This is a genomic window from Thermosipho sp. 1070 (genome assembly GCF_001682135.1).
In the GTDB taxonomy this organism is placed as follows: Bacteria; Thermotogota; Thermotogae; order Thermotogales; family Fervidobacteriaceae; genus Thermosipho; species Thermosipho affectus.
The window spans coordinates 208,560-227,592 of the sequence record NZ_CP007121.1 but is presented as its reverse complement, the minus strand read 5'-3'; the positions used below and the strand labels follow the sequence as shown (position 1 = coordinate 227,592).

21 protein-coding genes are annotated in these 19,033 nt (G+C 32.3%); all 21 read left to right on the top strand.

The genetic code is table 11. The features are described 5' to 3' along the window. The 21 genes from Y592_RS01130 (at position 1) to Y592_RS01030 (ending at position 19,032) form a co-directional block, all read left to right on the top strand. Positions 1–366: a carboxymuconolactone decarboxylase family protein gene (locus Y592_RS01130; RefSeq protein WP_075665249.1), complete on the top strand. Its 366-nt coding sequence runs from the start codon at positions 1–3 to the stop codon at positions 364–366. After that, complete coding sequence (polA, locus tag Y592_RS01125) at positions 344–3,010, top strand: DNA polymerase I (protein ID WP_075665248.1); 2,667 nt, start codon at positions 344–346, stop codon at positions 3,008–3,010. The genes Y592_RS01130 and polA overlap by 23 nt, the downstream gene beginning before the upstream one ends. Next, positions 3,001–4,446, top strand: coding sequence for an exodeoxyribonuclease VII large subunit (gene xseA, locus Y592_RS01120; protein ID WP_088368829.1), 1,446 nt, complete (start codon positions 3,001–3,003; stop codon positions 4,444–4,446). The genes polA and xseA overlap by 10 nt, the downstream gene beginning before the upstream one ends. Beyond that, entirely contained in the window at positions 4,418–4,687 is a 270-nt protein-coding gene (locus Y592_RS01115; RefSeq protein WP_075665247.1) for an exodeoxyribonuclease VII, read from the top strand. The genes xseA and Y592_RS01115 overlap by 29 nt, the downstream gene beginning before the upstream one ends. Continuing rightward, positions 4,662–5,192 (top strand): chromate transporter, encoded by a 531-nt coding sequence (locus Y592_RS01110; protein WP_335743679.1) that lies wholly within the window; start codon positions 4,662–4,664, stop codon positions 5,190–5,192. The genes Y592_RS01115 and Y592_RS01110 overlap by 26 nt, the downstream gene beginning before the upstream one ends. Continuing rightward, positions 5,173–5,871: an SIR2 family NAD-dependent protein deacylase gene (locus Y592_RS01105; protein WP_088368827.1), complete on the top strand. Its 699-nt coding sequence runs from the start codon at positions 5,173–5,175 to the stop codon at positions 5,869–5,871. Before Y592_RS01110 ends, Y592_RS01105 begins: the two co-directional genes overlap by 20 nt. Position 5,872: 1 nt before the next feature. Further along, positions 5,873–6,859, top strand: coding sequence for a lipase family alpha/beta hydrolase (locus Y592_RS01100; protein ID WP_075665244.1), 987 nt, complete (start codon positions 5,873–5,875; stop codon positions 6,857–6,859). A gap of 3 nt (positions 6,860–6,862) precedes the next feature. Next, the gene (locus Y592_RS01095) at positions 6,863–7,339 is read left to right on the top strand and encodes a DUF3242 domain-containing protein (RefSeq protein WP_075665243.1); all 477 of its coding nucleotides are present in this window, start codon (positions 6,863–6,865) and stop codon (positions 7,337–7,339) included. Beyond that, the gene (locus Y592_RS01090; protein ID WP_075665242.1) at positions 7,336–7,986 is read left to right on the top strand and encodes a ribonuclease HII; all 651 of its coding nucleotides are present in this window, start codon (positions 7,336–7,338) and stop codon (positions 7,984–7,986) included. The genes Y592_RS01095 and Y592_RS01090 overlap by 4 nt, the downstream gene beginning before the upstream one ends. Continuing rightward, positions 7,976–8,665: an FAD-dependent thymidylate synthase gene (gene thyX, locus Y592_RS01085; protein WP_075665241.1), complete on the top strand. Its 690-nt coding sequence runs from the start codon at positions 7,976–7,978 to the stop codon at positions 8,663–8,665. The genes Y592_RS01090 and thyX overlap by 11 nt, the downstream gene beginning before the upstream one ends. After that, positions 8,662–9,009: a hypothetical protein gene (locus tag Y592_RS01080; RefSeq protein WP_075665240.1), complete on the top strand. Its 348-nt coding sequence runs from the start codon at positions 8,662–8,664 to the stop codon at positions 9,007–9,009. The genes thyX and Y592_RS01080 overlap by 4 nt, the downstream gene beginning before the upstream one ends. 13 nt (positions 9,010–9,022) lie before the next feature. Next, the gene (locus tag Y592_RS01075; RefSeq protein WP_075665239.1) at positions 9,023–9,838 is read left to right on the top strand and encodes a bifunctional 5,10-methylenetetrahydrofolate dehydrogenase/5,10-methenyltetrahydrofolate cyclohydrolase; all 816 of its coding nucleotides are present in this window, start codon (positions 9,023–9,025) and stop codon (positions 9,836–9,838) included. Positions 9,839–9,856: 18 nt separating this feature from the next. Then, on the top strand, positions 9,857–10,210 hold the full coding sequence (gene yajC, locus Y592_RS01070) for a preprotein translocase subunit YajC (RefSeq protein ID WP_088368826.1): 354 nt from the start codon (positions 9,857–9,859) through the stop codon (positions 10,208–10,210). Between the two features lie 22 nt (positions 10,211–10,232). Beyond that, on the top strand, positions 10,233–11,666 hold the full coding sequence (gene secD, locus Y592_RS01065) for a protein translocase subunit SecD (RefSeq protein ID WP_088368825.1): 1,434 nt from the start codon (positions 10,233–10,235) through the stop codon (positions 11,664–11,666). Continuing rightward, positions 11,663–12,571, top strand: coding sequence for a protein translocase subunit SecF (gene secF, locus Y592_RS01060; protein ID WP_075665236.1), 909 nt, complete (start codon positions 11,663–11,665; stop codon positions 12,569–12,571). Before secD ends, secF begins: the two co-directional genes overlap by 4 nt. A 45-nt stretch (positions 12,572–12,616) precedes the next feature. Then, a complete protein-coding gene (locus tag Y592_RS01055) occupies positions 12,617–14,566 on the top strand; it encodes a sodium-translocating pyrophosphatase (protein ID WP_075665235.1) in 1,950 nt (649 codons plus the stop codon). A gap of 1 nt (position 14,567) precedes the next feature. Beyond that, positions 14,568–15,575 (top strand): 6-phosphofructokinase, encoded by a 1,008-nt coding sequence (locus tag Y592_RS01050; RefSeq protein WP_075665234.1) that lies wholly within the window; start codon positions 14,568–14,570, stop codon positions 15,573–15,575. 10 nt (positions 15,576–15,585) lie between these two features. After that, on the top strand, positions 15,586–16,344 hold the full coding sequence (locus Y592_RS01045; protein ID WP_075665233.1) for an SAM hydrolase/SAM-dependent halogenase family protein: 759 nt from the start codon (positions 15,586–15,588) through the stop codon (positions 16,342–16,344). 41 nt (positions 16,345–16,385) lie between these two features. Then, positions 16,386–17,012 (top strand): energy-coupling factor ABC transporter ATP-binding protein, encoded by a 627-nt coding sequence (locus Y592_RS01040; protein WP_088368824.1) that lies wholly within the window; start codon positions 16,386–16,388, stop codon positions 17,010–17,012. Further along, entirely contained in the window at positions 17,009–17,806 is a 798-nt protein-coding gene (locus Y592_RS01035; protein ID WP_075665231.1) for a DNA polymerase III subunit delta', read from the top strand. The genes Y592_RS01040 and Y592_RS01035 overlap by 4 nt, the downstream gene beginning before the upstream one ends. A gap of 89 nt (positions 17,807–17,895) precedes the next feature. Next, a complete protein-coding gene (locus tag Y592_RS01030; RefSeq protein WP_075665230.1) occupies positions 17,896–19,032 on the top strand; it encodes a sodium ion-translocating decarboxylase subunit beta in 1,137 nt (378 codons plus the stop codon). The last annotated feature ends 1 nt before the right edge of the window (position 19,033 follow it).

Below are 19,033 nucleotides of genomic sequence, written 5' to 3'. Positions count from 1 at the left end.
ATGAATCTTGAAGAATTTAAAAAATTCAGAGAGAAGATGAATGAGAAAATACTTGAAAATGGTACTTTGAATACAAAAAGGTTTTTTAATCTGGATACAAATGTTTACAAAAAAGGTGTGTTAGATGAAAAAACTAAGGAGTTATTGGGATTAGTTGCTTCTATGGTGTTAAGATGTGATGATTGTATAACATATCATATGATTAGGTGTGTAGAGCATGGAGTGAGCGATGAGGAATTTTTTGAGGTGTTTGATGTGGCTTTAATTGTAGGTGGATCAATCGTTATACCACATTTGAGACGTGCTGTAAATACGTTGCATGAGATCAGGGAGATGCAAAAAGATGGCAAATCTGTTTCTCTTTGATGGTACAGGTTTAGTTTATAGGGCGTTTTATGCAATAGATCAATCTTTAAAGACTTCTACAGGAAAGCATACAAATGCAGTATACGGAATTGCAAAGATGTTAATAAAGTTTTTTAAAGAGCATATCAATATTAATAAAGATGCTTGTGCTTTTGTTTTAGATTCAAAAGGAGGAAGTCAGAAAAGAAAAGAACTTTTGATTGAATACAAAGCAAATAGGCCTGAAACCCCCAAGCTTATAATTGAACAACTTCCGTATATAGAGGAATTTGTGGAAAGTTTTGGGTTAAGAGTGTTAAAATTAATGGGATACGAAGCGGATGATATTATCGCAACACTTGCAAAAAAATTTTACGATGATTTTGAACAGATAAATATAATAACAGGTGACAAAGATTTATTGCAGCTTGTTGATGATAAGATCTTTGTTTGGCGGATAGAAAGGGGAATTACAGATTTAGTTTTATACGATAAAAGCAAAGTGTATGAAAAGTACGGGATTTATCCGTATCAATTTGCAGATTATCTTTCTCTTGTTGGAGATCAAATTGATAATATTCCAGGTGTTAAGGGAATAGGAAAAAAGACTGCCACATCTTTGTTGAAAAAATATGGTTCTTTGGACAATGTTATAAAAAATAAAAAGTTACTTACCAATAAGCTACAAAAATTACTTGAAAATTCAAAGGAAAATTTAACATTAAGTAGAGAATTGGTTGAACTAATATACGACGTGCCCTTGAATTTAAAAGCAGAGGATTTGATATATAAGGGGTATAATCAAAAAAAACTTTTACAAGTTTTGAAAAATTTTGAATTTTCTTCGATAGTTAAAGAACTTAATTTGCAAGAGGAATTTGAAAAGGAATATATTGTAGTGGATAATTTAAAAAAACTTGAAAAACTACAAGATGAGATAAAGAAAATGAAAGTTTTTTCCATTGATACAGAAACAACTTCACTTGAACCATATAGTGCAAAACTTGTAGGGATATCTGTTGCTACAAAGGAAGGTAAAGCATACTATATCCCCGTTTCACATGTCAATGGAAAAAATTTTGAAAAAAAGTATGTATTAAAGTTTTTAAAGGAAATTTTGGAAAGTGGAGAGTTTAATATAGTGGGTCAGAATTTAAAGTTTGATTATAAGATTTTTAAACTTTTTGGAATTGATCCCCATCCCCCATATTTTGATACAATGGTTGCTGCGTATCTTTTAAATCCTGATGAAAGAAAGTACAATCTTGAAGAGTTATCTTTAAAGTTTTTGGGGTATAAAATGATAAGCTTTGACGAATTAGTAGATGGTAGTGTTCCCTTATTTGGGAATGATTTTTCATTTGTTCCAATTGAAAAAGCTGCAGAGTATTCTTGCGAAGATGCAGATATTACATTTAGATTGTTTCATATATTGAGTAAACATATATCAGAAATAAAAGATTTGTTCTACAACATAGAAATGCCACTTATAAATGTACTTGCTCAAATGGAATTAAATGGAGTGTATTTTGATTTGGATTATTTGAAAATATTATCCGAAAAATATGAACAGAGGATGAGAAGATTAGAAGAAAAAATCTATGAGATTTCCGGTGAGCGTTTTAATATTAATTCTTCTAAGCAAGTTGCAGAAGTGTTGTTTAATAAACTTAAACTTCCATCTATTAAAAAGACCTCAACGGGTAGAGATTCAACAAATGCAGAGGTTTTAGAAGAACTTGCCAAGGAATATGAAATTGCGCAATTGTTACTGGAACATAGAAAATATCAAAAGCTTAAGAGTACCTATATTGATTCAATACCAAATTCTGTTAATGATATTACAAAGAGAGTACATAGTAGCTTTCATCAAACGGGAACTGCAACAGGTAGATTGAGCAGTTCAGAGCCTAATCTTCAAAATTTACCCACAAGGACTGAAGAAGGCAGAGAAATTAGGAAAGCTGTTAAGCCTCAATTTGAAGACTGGTATATAGTCGGAGCGGATTATTCACAAATTGAATTGAGAATTTTAGCCCACATGAGTGGGGATGAAAAATTACTTGAAGCATTTAAAAATAATTATGATATCCATACCATTACCGCTGCAAATATCTTTAATATATCTGAATTAATGGTAACAGAAGATATGAGAAGAATGGGAAAAATGGTAAATTTTGCGATAATATACGGTATTTCACCGTATGGCTTGTCAAAGAGAATAGGATTGAATGTAAATGAGACAAAAAAGATAATAGATAGTTATTTTAAATATTACAATGGTGTTTTTGATTTTATTAAACAGACAGTGGAATTTGCAAAAAAGAATGGGTTTGTAAAGACTTTGTTTGGAAGAAAAAGATATATTCCACAGCTAAGGTCAAAAAATGTTCGCCAAGAAGGTGAAAGAATAGCGATAAATACACCGATTCAAGGCACAGCAGCAGATATCATAAAGATTGCAATGATTAATATACATAATGAACTTTTGAGGAGAAAATTAAAAACAAAGATGATTTTGCAAGTTCACGACGAATTAGTCTTTGAAGTTCCAAAGGAGGAATTGGAAATAGTAAAAGAAATAATAGTAGACAAAATGGAGAATTCTGTTAAGTTAAAAGTCCCATTAAAAGTAGACTTATACGAAGGAAAAGAGTGGGAATAGTGAAAGAATTTAAAGATTTGATAGAATTAAACGAGTACGTTGTAAATAAGATAGAATCTACTGGTATTACACAGGAAACATTTAGGTTCTATGCGGATGTTGTAAGGGCAAATGTACATAACACGGGATTGTACATTGATGTTTCTCAGACCTATCCAGGAAAAAAAGGAACGAGAAACATTGAGATTACGGTTTTTGTTTTAAAATTTTTGTATCCACGTATGTTAAAAGTTTTGGGGATAGAAAGTGAAAAAGATCTAGTGGGGAAAAAGTGGATTTTTCAAGGTAAATTATCTTTTTATAGAGATAGAATGAGTTTTACATTTTTTGCAGATACTATTGCACCTGTTGGAGAATCTGAAATAGAGAAAAGAAGGAAAGAAATATTAAAAGAACTTAAAATGAGAAATTTACTTATGCTCGAAAAACACGATTTATCAGAACTTCCGCCTATAAAGAAAATAGCAATTATTTCTTCAAGTACTGCCGCAGGCTATGAGGATTTTTTGAAAAATTTAAAAGTTAGCTATCTTTATCAACCAATCGTTCATTTGTATGAATCACCAATGCAAGGTGCGCGAACAGCAACGGGAATAATTTTAGCTTTAAATAGAATAAAAAGATCTAATATTGATTATGATGTAGTTGTAATTGCAAGGGGTGGAGGGGCAAAGAGTGACTTAATGTATTTTGATGATTTAATATTAGGCGTTGAGATTGCAAAGTTTAATGAATATTGCCCCGTGTTATCTGGAATAGGACATGAAAGGGATTTTACTATTCCAGATTATGTTGCATGGAAAAGGTTTGCAACGCCTACAGAAGTTGCAAGGGCAATTTCTAAGCAGATAGATGATAATATTAAGAAAGTTGATAATAATTGGAATGATTTGAGATTGTTGGTAATGAGTTTATTCAAAAATGTTAATAACATATTGAACTTCCAACTTATAGATTACATAAATAAAACAATTACAGTTAGATTTGAAAACATTAATTATTTGTTGGATAATTATTATGAAAATTTAGAAAATCATCTAGAGTATAAGATAGATTTTTCAAAGCGTAGGATTTCAGAGGATGTTCTCAATTTTATTTCTGAGAAAATGAATGGTAAGTTTAAAAATGAAGAAAGTAATATGCTCAATTATGCAAAATTACTTGAAAAAGATTTTGAATTAAAGATTTCCCGTGCAGAATCTAGCATAAATGTAATTTTTCAAGAATTGTTAAAAAAAGAAGAACTTGCCCCGCTACTTTTTGGTGGAGCAGTCATTTTGAAAAACGGAAAGAAAGTAAGTAGTATAAGGCAAATAAAGATAGGTGAAAAATTGGGACTTTATCTTAAGGATGGAAAAATCAATGTAAAGGTGTTTAATGAGAGAAAGAATAAAAAGGAGGAATTGTATGGAGGACATACTCTCTTTAAAAATTGAAGATATGGAACGATTGGAATTCAACGATCTTATCGAAAAAATAGAAAGAATAAAAGATTATTTTCATCAAAATGATGTTGATATAGAGCTTGCTTTAAAGTTATATGGTAAGGCCGTTGATTTACTTTCCATAGCTAGAAAAAAGCTTATTAATTTTAAACATGAAAAAGAACAGATAGACAAAAAATATAGAGAGTTTTTAGAAAGTTTGGAGAATGAAAATGAAGAAGGATTATTCTAAACTTTGGGAAATCTTTACAAAATTTTTTGTTACTTCCGCTTTAACATTGGGCGGAGGTTATGCTATGGTTCCAATTTTTAAGAGAAAATTTTCAAATTATATGGATGATGAAAAATTTGGGAAAATTTTATCTCTTGCACAATCTATGCCAGGCCCTATAGCAATTAATATGGCAATTTTAATAGGTGAAGAAGTTTTTGGGATTTGGGGAATCGTATTTGCAGTATTTGGTGTTTTGATTCCACCGGTTTTGGTTATAGTATTAGCCGGTACGTTAGTAGGAAAATATTCAAATGAACTTTCTCCCCTTTTTAACGGGATTTATGCTTCAATTTTAGGGCTTGTTTTAGGAGTTTTGTATTCTATAGTAAGATTACAAAAATGGGATAAACAAAAGATTATTGTTTTAGGGTTAGCCTTGTTAGTGGTTTTTTTCTTTAAATCAATGGTTATACCTGTTTTTATTTTGATTGTGTGGTGGGAATATGCTCGAAAAATTAGTTGAAATTATAAAAGAGGGGAATGTGCTTGCGTTAACTGGAGCTGGAATAAGTACAAATAGTGGTATTCCGGATTTTAGGGGAAAAAATGGATTGTACGAAAGATACGGTCATGAAATTTTTGATTATGGATTTTTTAAAAGATATCCTGAAAAGTTCTATGACTTCGTAAAGAAAGAATTTAGTAAAATGTATAAAGCAAAGTGTAATATTTCACACAGATTACTTGCAAGGTTAGAAGATTTGGGATATTTAATAGGTATTATTACTCAAAATATAGATAATTTACATTTTAAGGCAGGATCAAAAAATGTAGTTGAAATCCATGGAAATGCAAGCAGATTTTATTGTGAAAGGTGTGGAAGAAAATATTCTTTTCCTGAAAAGTATTACTGTAAATGTGGTGGAATAATAAGACCTGATATTGTATTTTTTGGAGAAAACGTAAAAAACCTCGATTATGCGTATAGTCTTTTAAAAGAAGCAAATACATTACTTGTAATGGGAAGTTCTTTGCAGGTATATCCTGCTGCTTCTTTTCCTTTATTGATAAAAGAAAATCAAGGGAATTTGGTTATAATTAATATTGATAGTACCTCATATGATGAGTTTGCTGATCTTGTATATCACATGGATTTAAATGAATTTTCAAAGATACTTTTTAGATATTTTGAGGAGGAATAAATTGAAAAGATTATCTGTTTTATTAGTTTTAATTTCGTGTTTTTTGTTTTCTTCTACTTTGTATGAGTATAAGTTTAAAGGTGTAGTTGTTTTTAGAAGTTTGGATATAAAAATAAAACCATTTTTTGAATACGATAAAGTTGAGGAAAAAGATTGGAATCCTTTTAAACCTGAGTTGTTGAAGATAAAAGATGGAAAAAAGAAAATAATTCTTATCCATGGAATTTCACCAAGAGAAGTAGATGAAAAAATTGATTATTATAAAGAAAATATGATAAGTACTTTTAAAGAAGAAGTACCGGAAAACGTTGGACTTTACCTTTTTTTATATCCCAGTTTGGATGTGCCACTTGAGAATATTTCAAAAGAATTAGTAGACTTAACAAGTAGATTTGACAGTTTTTATATCTATGCACATAGTATGGGTGGAATTTTATTGAAGTATGCTTTGCAAGATGAAAATTTTGCAAAAAAGATAAAATGTGTGATTTTTGCTGGGACACCACATTTGGGTTCACCACTTGCACAAATTGCAACTTTTGATCAATCTTTTTTTGATTTATATATTGGGCAAAGGTTCGAATTAATAAAATATGCACTGTTTCTAGCTAACTTATTTAAAGGATATATTGTGGCACCTAATTATAAGTATTTGGTTTTTGGAAGAGATTATCCAAAAATTCCTAAAAATATTAGAGTAATAAATTTTGTTGGAAAGTTAGATTTTACCGTAACAGATCTAGACAAAATCCTTGAAACACACTTACCAAGTTTTGTTGGACTTTATTTTCTAAAATATGTTATTGATAACATATATCCGAAAAATTCGGTTTTTTTGGAGAATGATGGAATGGTACCAACAATAAGTGCAAGTGCGTACGGGGACTTAAATGTATTTTTCAAGGCATCTCACGCTGACCTTGCAATGCGACGTGATATAATAAAGAAAGCATTGGAATTATTTGGACTTTTAGGGGAGGGTATATAAACTATGAAAAAATTTTGGATTTTAATCATTTCATTAGTGCTTTTAATTTCAAGTTGTGGTATTTTATTTAAAACCCCTTCTTTGCCTGGAAGTTTTTCGGAAAAAAGCGCGATTTTGCTTTTAGATAGTTTTGAATATCCACTTGTTTCAATTGGTGAAATTGAAGAAATCTATGGTGTAGAGCTTGAAAGGGGATTGTATGGAATATTTGAGGGATTTAATGGTACATTTTATGTATTTAAGTATAATGATAAGTTGCGTGCAAAGGAAAATTGGAAAAGATTTAAAAATCAGTTTGGTAGCCCCTTAAAGTTGAATTATTTAACATATAGTTTATTTGATCGAGGATATTTTCAAATGAGGTATAAGGCGATTGATATAGTTGCTTGGTGGAAAGACAATTGGTTGTTTATAATCACCGGCAAAGATGTAAAAGATTTTTTAGGCTATATAGATAAAGTTTACGGAGCGATAATATGATAGTTGCAGGTGTAGATGAAGCAGGTAGAGGCCCATTATTTGGACCCGTTGTTGCAGGTGCCGTTGTTCTAACTAACGATGTTGAAGGGATAAACGACTCAAAGAAATTAACCGCTAAAAGTAGAGAAAAATTATTTTTTGAGATATTGAAAAATTCATTTTTTGGTATCGGAATTGCAACACCTGCTGAGATTGATAAATTGAATATATTGCATGCAACTGAGCTTGCAATGAACAGGGCACTTGATATGTTAAGAAGGAAAGTAGATTTCGATTTAGTATTAGTAGACGGAAAAAACTTAAAATTGAAATATCTGTATAAATGTATTATTAAAGGTGATCTTCTTGTAAAAGAAATTTCTGCCGCTTCAATTGTTGCAAAGGTCATTAGAGATAGAATACTTAATTTCTATTCTAAGAGGTTTTCAAATTATTTATTTGAAAGACATAAAGGTTATCCTACAAAATTGCACATAGATTTAATAGAAAAATATGGACTTACTCCAGAACATAGGTTGACTTTTAAACCTGTTGTGAATTTAATAAAGATTAATGAACTTGAAGAATGGTATAAAAGTGGTATTATAGATGAAGAAAGATATAGAATAATAGTTAAGAAAATGGGGGTGCCTCTTTTTGGAATATAAGGTACTGGATAAAGGATTTTTGAGATTAGTTGATATTTTGGGTGATGATTATTCTGCTGTAAAGGCTGCACGTGTTTCATATGGTAAGGGGATTAAGACACCTGATAAGGATAAAAAATTGATTTTTTATCTAATGGAGCATAAACATGAGACTCCTTTTGAGCATATTGTTTTCACATTTCATGTAAAAACTCCTATTTTTGTTGCAAGACAGTGGTTTAGACATAGAATAGGGTCTTTTAACGAAGCAAGTTTAAGATATACAGAGCTAAAAGATGAATTTTATATACCAAATCACATAAGAAAAAATGTAAAAGAAGATAAACAAAAAGCGGTAAAGGTTGAAGATGAGGATTTAAAAAATATGGCGCTTGAATTGATAAATAAAGCGATAGAAGATTCTTATAGAGCGTATAAAGAGCTATTAAAAATAGGAGTTGCAAGGGAAATGGCTAGGATAGTTCTTCCAATGTCATCTTATACGCAATTTTATTGGACTGTTAATGCAAGGAGCTTGATGAATTTTTTAAATTTGCGTGCAGATTCTCATGCGCAATTTGAAATACAGCAATATGCAATAAAGATTGCAGAGATATTTAAGGAAAAATGTCCATGGACATTTGAGGCGTTTTTGAAATTTAATTACAGAGGAGATATTTTAAAAGGGGTGGAATTGTGAAATTATCAGAAATTGCTCAGCTTTTAAATGCAGAAGTGCTAGTAAATGGTGATTTGGAAATTGAAATCGAGAAAGTTGCTGCATCTGACTTGATGAGCGATGTATTGGCCTTTGGTGAGGAAGGATCGCTTTTAATTACAGGGCTTGCCACTCCACAATGTGTTAGAACTGCCGGCGTGGTTGGAATTCCGGCTGTTATAATAGTTAGAAATAGAGAAATAATGCCCGAAACGATAAGAGTTGCTCAATTAAATGGTGTTAGACTTTTGAGAACCAAAATTGGGATGTTCGAAGCTTGTGGGATATTATATTCAAAGGGGGTAAAGCCAATTAAAAAATTTTAAAAGGGGGATTTTGATGTATATTGACGTAAAACCTTTGTATACACAAATTAGAAGTGAGCTTTTAAAAAGGATTGAAAAGTTAAGAAGAGAGCCAAAACTTGTTGTAGTTACATACAAACCTGATTCATCTACAATAAGTTATTTGAGAAGTCAAGAGAAATCTGCTAAGCGGTTTGGATTGGATTATGAGATTATAGAGGGAAAAACACCACAGCACGTTATTAAATTGCTAAGAAGTTTTTCAGATGATGAAGAAATAGATGGTATATTTGTAACGCATCCACTGCCTGATGTTGATGAAATGGAAGTTTTTGAAAATTTGGACCCGAGAAAAGATATAGAAGGTAGACATCCGTATAATTTGGGGATGCTTGCATATGGAGAAGAGTTTTTTGCACCATGTACAGCCGAAGCAGTGATAAAGATTTTGGAAAGTTATACGGAAATTATTGGGAAAAATGTAGTAATTGTGGGAAGAAGTAATACGGTTGGAAAACCACTGTCTTTAATGTTGTTGAGGCGTGATAGAAGTGCTACGGTGACTGTCTGTCATACAAAAACGAAAAATCTTTCAGAATTTACAAAGAAGGCAGATATTGTAGTTGCTGCTGCGGGAAGGCCTGAACTCATAACCAAAGAAATGGTTAAGGAAAATGCCGTGGTTATAGATGTGGGAATAAATGTTACGGAGAATGGTATTGTGGGGGATGTTGCTAAGGAAGTTTCCGATATTGCAAAAGTTACACCTGTACCTGGAGGTGTGGGAAAAATTACAACTGTATTATTAATGGAGCATCTTGTTAAAGCTGCAGAAAGAATAAATTTTTAAAATATAGGAGGTGTTTTTATGTCAAATTTTGTTTATTCAGGTGTACCTGATCCATCTGCTGGAGTGTCCAATCCGGGAGCAGCGGCTGCTCCAAGTGCTGCGAGTGGACTTTTTCAAATGTTATTCCTTTTACTCATTTTCTTTGTAATGATGTATTTTTTGATGATTTTACCTCAAAAAAAGAGGGAAAAACAATTTAAACAAATGATTTCTGAAATTAAGAGGGGAGATACTGTTATTACCTCTGGCGGTATTGTAGGAAAGGTTATAGATGTAAAAAAAGATACACTAAAAATAAAAAGTAACAATACAACTGAACTTGAAATTGCAAAGGTTTATGTAGCAAAAGTAATAAAAAACAAGGAGGAATAATAAACCAAGGGGAGGTATTTAGATGAAAGAAAATAAAGTCAGAGGCGTAATAACATTGATAGTTATTGCACTTGCTTTTGTATCCTTACTTTGGCCTACTTCAAATGGATATAGAGGATTTGCAAGTTTATTTAACAGAATAAGATTAGGACTTGATATTAGTGGAGGAGCAAGAATTGAATACAAAGTTGATATCGACAAATCTGTAGAAAATCCATCACAGATTGCGGAAGATGTCTGGACTGTTTTAAGAAATAGACTTGATATGGCAAATTATACCGAAGCTGTGGTTAAACAGACGTTTAGAGAAGAAAACACATTTATTATTGTCGAAATTCCAGGGGCTACAGATACCGCTAGAGCAGAACAACTAATTGGTTCTACAGGTATACTTTGGTTTGGTCAAGTAGTTGATGAGACAACCACAAATCCAAAAATAGATCCAGAATTAACAAACGAAGCCAAAAGGGAAAAAGCAGAGTGGTTGCTTGATAGGGAAGGTAAGAAGTGGTACCTTGTCAAAAAAGAGATTGCTAATATTTCCAGTTTGAAGCTTGTTTCACCAAAGATTGTTGAGGCAATACCACAAGTTGATAGAAATAATGTAGCTGGTTATGTTGTAACATTTAAGATGGATAAAGCTTATGTGGATGTATTTAAGAGAATAACAGAAAAACTTTATGTACCAGAAGAATTACTTAATCAAGGAGGAATTGCATATAAACAAGCATTAAAAAAGAGATTAGCAATTGTTTTGGATAATAGAGTGCAATTTGCGGGATTTGTTACTGCAAAGATAACAGATGGTAGTGCGTTAATTAAGGGAAACTTTACATTGGATGAGGCAAAACAATTGGCTGCAATTTTAAAGAGTGGAGCGCTTCCTGCAAGGTTAGAGAAAGTTTCATCTGGATGGGTTGCACCTTTGCTTGGAAAAGATATAATTGAGGCGTCAATAAAAGCGGGTATAGTTGGTGTTGTTATTGTTCTTGTGTATATGATAGTATTTTATGGAGTTATGGGAATCGTTGCAGATATTGCATTGTTGTATAATACATTCTTATTGCTTGGAATTTTGGCGGTAACTGGTTCAATTTTAACGTTACCTGGTATAGCAGGTATTATCTTGACTATTGGTACAACTGTTGATGGAAATATAATAATTTATGAAAGAATAAAGGAAGAATTAAGAAAGGGAAGTTCAGTAAAAGCTGCAATTTCGACAGCCTTTTCAAAATCATTTATTACACTCTTTGATGCAAATCTTACAACGATAATTGCTGGACTTTTCCTTTATTATTTTGGTACAGGTACTGTAAAAGGTTTTGCCATTACTTTAATTATAGGTGTTTTGGGTAGTTTGTTTGTTAATTTGATAGTCTCGAGATTTTTCTTAGAACTATTTTCCGGTGGGATTAAGGTTAAAAGTGTTGGCAAGGGAGGTGCCAGGGCATGATAGATTTTGTTGGAAAAAAGAATGTTTTTATAATACTTTCTATAATTTTGGTTGCGGCATCTCTTGTGAGTATATTTACTAAAGGATTTTACCTTGGTGTAGAATTTCTGGGTGGTTCAGAGATTATCTTGAGTGTTAACGATGTTGTAGATGAGGCATATGTGAGAAATGTAATAAAAAACTTGGCACCAGAGTTTGAAAATGCAAGGGTAACTCAAATAAGGAGTATTGATGATCCAAAAGATATAACGAAATTTTCCATAGTTGTTTCCCCACTTGATGAAAAAGGAAAGTTGAGAGTTTATTCTGGAGAAGAAAAAGATATGGTTAGTAAAAAAATTGTTGAAGCATTTAAAGAAAAAGGGAAGGTTGCAAATGTAATTGGATTTAACGAAACCAGTGGTTATGCAGCTAAAGAAATTAAAAATCTAACCTGGAAGGCAGTTGTATTTACTTTACTTGCAATCTTATTGTACATAACTTTGAGGTTTCAATTTGTATTTGGAGTAGGTGCAATTGTTGCACTTATCCACGATGTTATAATCACATTGGGATTCTTCTCATTTTTTAATTACGAACTTAATGTTGCGGCAATTGCAGCTGTTTTAACACTTATAGGTTATTCACTTAACGATACAATTGTTGTGTATGATAGGATAAGAGAGAATTTAAAGAGAGCTAGAGGAAAAAGTATAGAAAATATAGTTAACGACAGTATAAATCAGGTTATTAAAAGGACTATAAATACATCACTCACCACGTTTATAGTTATATTTGTTTTATTGCTATTCTCTGGAAATAGCATTAAACCTTTTGCATTTGGAATGACTATAGGCACGGTAGTTGGAACTTATTCATCGCTTTATATAGCAAGTCCTGTAGTTATAAAGTGGATAAAAAGATAAAATGAGGGCGAAAAGGCCCTCAATTTTCTCTGAAGGGGTGATATTTTGGCCTACTTTTTGTATTTGGGGTTTATTTCTCTTGGATTTATTATTTTTCTATCTTTTAGAATATTAGAGTATTCATCTGGTAATGAAAAAACCACTCAATTATCTAATATTATCCAGAAAGGTGCAAAATCTTTTTTGCTCCAAGAGTATAAGGTGTTTTTCCCGGTAATTTTTGCCCTTTCAATTTTGTTTTTGTTTCTTATGGGGTATAAGGCGAGCATTTCTTTGCTTGTTGGTGCTCTTTTTTCAGTAGCTGCTGGATATTTTGGGATGTCTATAGCTACTAGGGCAAATGCAAGAACTGCATGGGCTGCAACAGAAGGTTTAGGAAAAGCTTTAAAAATATCGTTCTCAGGTGGTGCAGTTATGGGGCTAACTGTATCCACTTTGGGAATTTTAGGTCTTGCTATAACCTATTATGTTACTAGGGATATAGAGTTAATAAGTTACTATTCGCTTGGCGCATCTTTTGTTGCGTTATTTGCAAGGGTTGGAGGAGGAATTTATACAAAAGCTGCGGATGTTGGAGCAGATATTGTAGGAAAAACAGAAGCCAATCTTCCAGAAGATGATCCGAGAAACCCCGCTGTAATCGCGGATAATGTTGGAGATAATGTAGGTGACGTTGCAGGAATGGGTGCAGACTTGTACGAATCGTATGTAGGTTCAATTTTTTCTGCGATTGTATTGGGAAATATCTTCTTTAAAGAAAAAGGATTTTTATCAGTGGTATTTGTTGTGATTTTTGGATTAATTTCTTCAATTATTGGAATAATCTATACATTATTGAAGGCTGAAAAGTCAGATAATCCTGCAAAAACTTTGAGAGTTGGTACGATTTTTTCTGGAATTTTAACTTTATCGATGACTTTTGTTTACAGCGTATATATTGAATGGCTAAAATTATTTTTTGTGGTGTTTTTTGGTGTAATAGTTGGATTGTTAATTGGAATTATAACAGAATGGTATACTTCTGGTAAGAAGGTACAAAAACTTGCAAAGACTGGTATGATGGGACCTGCTAACGTTATAATAAGTGGTACAGCTTTGGGAATGGAATCAACTTTTATAATCACATTATTGATTGCCGTTGCAGTTATTCTGGCTTATAAAATTTTAGGATTATTTGGTGTAGCACTTGCAGGAGTTGGTATGCTTTCAACTTTGGGAATTAGTTTATCAGTTGATGCATATGGTCCAATTGCTGATAATGCAGGTGGTATTGCGCAAATGGCGGGATTAGATCCAAGCGTAAGAGAAATTACCGACTCATTGGATGCAGTGGGAAATACTACAGCTGCTATGGGAAAGGGTTTTGCAATAGGCTCTGCCGCGTTAACTGCTTTGGCTTTATTTGCTAATTTTAGTGAATTATCTGAAATTTCCTCTGTAAATTTGAGTAATCCGTATTTATTTTTAGGGGCACTTATTGGTGGTATGCTTCCGTTTTTCTTCTCTGCATTGACCATGCATGCAGTTGGTGATGCGGCAGATGATATGGTTAAAGAAATAAGAAGGCAAATTAAAGAAATTCCGGGTATTTTGACGGGAACGCAAGATCCAGATTATCAAAGATGTATTCAAATTGCCACAAAAGGTGCTTTGAAAAGAATGGTTTTACCAGCTATGCTTGCGGTGTTATCACCTGTTTTGATTTATATTTCTTTTGGAGCGATTGGAGTTGGTGGTCTTTTGATCGGTGCAACCGTGTCTGGTGTAATGCTTGCAATATTTATGGCAAATTCAGGTGGAGCTTGGGATAATGCAAAAAAATTTGTTGAAGAGGGAAATTTTGGAGGAAAGGGTTCTTTTGCGCATAAAGCAACAGTCGTTGGTGATACAGTAGGAGATCCATACAAAGATACTTCTGGTCCTTCTATCAATATTTTGATTAAATTGATGGCAATTACCTCTATAGTCTTAATGACAATTGTAAGGGGGTTATAATATGAAAAGAGTGGGAGTATTATGTGTCGGAAATGATTCTCCTGGGATTAATGCGGCTATACGTGCAGCTGTTGTAAAAGGATTGGATTTAAATGTTGAAGTAATGGGTATAAAAGATGGTTTTGAGGGGTTTTTAAGGGATGATCTGGATGTTTTATTAAGGGGCAATGTTTCCAATGTTTTGCATCAAGGTGGAACAATGTTAGGTACTTCTTTGTATGTACCAGAGAATAACGAAATTGGAAAAATTAAGAGTAAGGTAGAACAATACGGTATTTCTGCATTGATAATTATTGGTGGTAGACTTGCAGCAAAATCAGCTATAAATTTGATGAATGTAGGTGTACCATCTATTGTAATTCCGGCTACTATTGATAATGATCTTTCTTTTACAGACTTTTCTATAGGCTTTTTTACCGCAGTTGAAAATGTAAAAAACGCGCTTGATGTTTTGCATTCAACTGCTGAATCGCATCACAGGGTTATGATTGTTGAAACAATGGGAAAACCAAGTGGTTGGATAGCAGTTATTGGTGGATTGGCAGGTGGGGCTGATTATATTATTTCTTCTGCTGAAAAGACCAATTTCAATGAAATGATTGATATTATAAAAAGGAGATATGAGGGAAGAAAGAGATTTTCATTAATAGTTATCGAATCTGGCGTGGAAATTCCTGAAGATATTAAGAAGGAATGTAGATTTTCACCTGAGGAGGGGTCGTCTATTGTTATTGGAAGGTATATAGAAAAACAGTTAAAAGATTTTGGAATTGAATGGAGATATACAAATTTGGGATATTTACAACGAGGTGGTTCTCCAAGTGCAATGGATAGAATTATTGCAACACAAATGGCTGCGCATGCTATAGAGATGATAAAGATTGGAAAAGTATATCATGCAGTTGGTGTGAAGGGATTTTCTATTACGGAAATACCGTATTCTGAAACGATTATAAATTATAGACCTGTGGATTTTTATCTAAGAGAATTAACAAAATTGTTTTATTAAGGTGATAATTATGATAGTATTTATGACTGATTGGGGAAGTTCACATTATGTTGGAATTTGTAAAGGAGTAATTAAGCAAATAGTAGACGAAGAAATTGTGGATTTAACCCATCAGATAACTGCGTTTAATGTGCGGGAGGCGATGTATGTCCTCTCGCGTTCTTTTATGCATTTTCCAAAAGGAGCGGTTTTTTTGTGTGTAGTGGATTACGGTGTAGGGAGTGCAAGAAAGGCAATAGCCGTTAAAACGGAAAATTATTATTTTGTTGGACCAGATAATGGATTGTTTACTTTAGTTTTTGAAAGAGAAAAACCTTTAGAGATAAGGGAATTAAATAACCAAAGATATCATTATAGCAAATCAAGTACTTTTCATGGTAGGGATATTTTTTCACCCGTTGCAGCGTATATTACAAAGGGTTTTTTTAAAGAGCTTGGTAATCAATTATTTAACTACGCAACCTTGCCATATTTAAAGGCAAAGAAAATCGAAAATAAAATATCAGGAGAAGTTGCGTATATTGATAAGTTTGGTAATATAGAGACTAATATACCATTTGAATGGATAAAAGAAAAGGAAAAGATCAAGTTATTTTTTAGAAGAAAATGGATAGAATTACCCATTTTGAGGTATTATGCAGAAGTTGATATTGGAGGGTTATTAGTACATAATGATAGCACAGGTTTTGTTGAAATTGCGGTAAATCAATCTAGAGCAGCAGACATACTAAAGTTTAATGCAGGAGATAAATTGGAGATGATAATATAATTGTAAAGAATCTTGAAGTTTTTTATGGAAATAAAAGAGTCTTGGGAAAGATAGATACAAAATTTAGTAAAGATGAGTTTGTATTGCTTTTGGGCTATAACGGTAGTGGAAAATCCACTTTTCTTAAAGCACTTTCAGGATTGGTGAATTACTCTGGAGAGATAATTGTTGAAGGAAACCATCCGCATTATTTTGTTACGGGATATGTTTTTCAAAATCCTGAAACTCAAATTATTGGTAGTACAGTTTGGGAAGATGTTATTTTTGGACTTGAGAACCTCGGACTTGATAGGGAAGAAATAAGAAAAAGGGCACAAAAGGTTTTAAAAATTACGGGGTTATACGATTTTAAACATATGGAACCTCACAATTTATCAGGAGGACAAAAACAAAAACTTGCGATTTCATCAATACTTGTTATGGAACCTGAATATCTGCTATTAGATGAACCACTTTCAATGTTGGATAAAAACGATAGGCAAGTTTTAAAAGAACTTATATTTGATTTAAAAAAAATGGGTATGGGTATAATAGTTGCCACTCATAATCCGGAAGTGTTTTTAGAATTTTCTAATAGGGCAATTTTTATGGATAAAGGAACTATTGTCAAAGATAGTAATGATGTTTTAGAAGTTGTAGATATGTATATTAACGAGGTGGAAACGTGAACATAGATAAAGTATTGGAGGAATATTCTGGGGTTTCAATTGCTATTGTTGGAGACAATAAAAATTATTTAAAAAGTTATGTAGAGAATTTGGTATACAAAATCACAAATAATGATATGCAAAGATATTATATTATAGATCAGGAAAATATTAAGATAGATGATATAAGGCAAATACAGGATTTTTTATCGTTTTCCGTTGAAAGTGGCAAGAAAATAGTTGTGTTATTTGATGCAGAGAAAATGCTTCCTGAAGCAGAAAATTCTATTTTAAAAACGTTGGAAGAACCGCCAAAATATGCGTTAATAATATTAGTTACTACAAGTTGGAATTCACTTTATCCTACTATTAGAAGTAGGCTTCAAAAATTTGTTTTAAATTTTCCAAAAAATAAAATAAAAGAGTTTAAAGATTTCATACAAAAAAAGTTATACTTAGAATTTCCAGAGGAATTTGAAAAAATAAAAAATAAGGATTTTGTAGAAGAAAAGATTACAGAACAACTGGGTGTTAATGCATATTATACATTTTACATTAAGATGAAAGAGGCATTAGAAGATAGCAAAGCTTTAAATATGTTAGTAATGGAATTGTTGGAAGTAAAAAATTTTAAAATTTTAAAGGCTATTGCAAAGGTTGCACTGTGGATTTGCGAAGAATATAGTTTGGATTATACGATTGCAAGGGAGTTTTCGAAAATAGCGTCTTCAAAAGTTTCCAATTATAACTATGAATTAACGTATTACTATATATTATTAAGTTTAAAAGATGCTATTAAAAAAAATAAGGTTTAATTGCTTGAAATACGTAGTAATTTTTCTTTTCATATTATAAATAGTGATATATAATTAGAATAGATCTGCTAATAAAGGAGGAGTTTGAGTTGCTGGAATCATTATTATCTTTTTTTCAAAGTACAGCTTTTATGCATATTAGTTATGGAAATTTGATAATGTTCGGGATTGCCGGACTGCTGATTTATATTGCTATAGAGAAAGACGCAGAACCACTTCTTTTGATACCTATAGCTTTTGGAATTATTTTAGCAAATATACCTCCAGATATTACTGGCATATTAAATCCTCCTTCTCAATCTTCACCAGGTGGTGTTTTGTGGTATATACAACAGGGATTAGTGCTTGGAATCTATCCTCCACTGATTTTTCTTGGAATTGGGGCATTGACTGATTTTTCCTTTATGCTTTCATATCCTATTACAATTTTTCTTGGTGGAGCGGCTCAGATGGGAATATTTATCACCTTTCTTTTGGCAAGGGTGTTTGGTTTTACTTTAAAACAAGCGGCATCGATAGGTATTATTGGTGGAGCAGATGGTCCTACTTCAATTTTTATAACCTCAAAATTTGCACCTGAATTGTTATCTATAATTGCAATTTCTGCATATTCATACATTGCGTTAATTCCCGTACTTCAACCGTTGGTTTCAAAATTGATGACAACAAAAGAAGAAAGAAGAATAAAAATGAAACCACCTAGAAAGGTAACCAAGGTAGAGAGGGTACTATTCCCAATTTTAACAACTATAATTGTAGCACTAATAGTCCCTAAGGCATTACCATTAATTGGTATGTTGATGTTTGGAAATCTTTTAAAAGAAGCAGGTGTTGTAAAGAGACTTGTTGAAGCGGCAAGTAGATATATCCTTGATACAGTTACAATTCTACTTTGTGTTTCAGTTGGTGCATCTGCAAGGGCTGACGTGTTTTTAAAACCTCAATCTTTGCTTATTTTCGGTATGGGTGCTATTGCATTTATAACGTCTATAGTTTCTGGAATTTTATTTGCAAAATTAATGAACTTATTTTTAAAAGATAAAATAAATCCATTAATTGGTGCTGCTGGCGTATCAGCTGTACCTGATTCTTCAAGGGTAGCTCAAAGAATTGCCCAGGAAGAAGATCCAACTAATTTCATATTAATGCATGCAATGGGGCCAAATGTTGCCGGAGTAATAGGTTCTGCTGTTGCAGCTGGTATATTCTTATCATTAATTAAGTGAG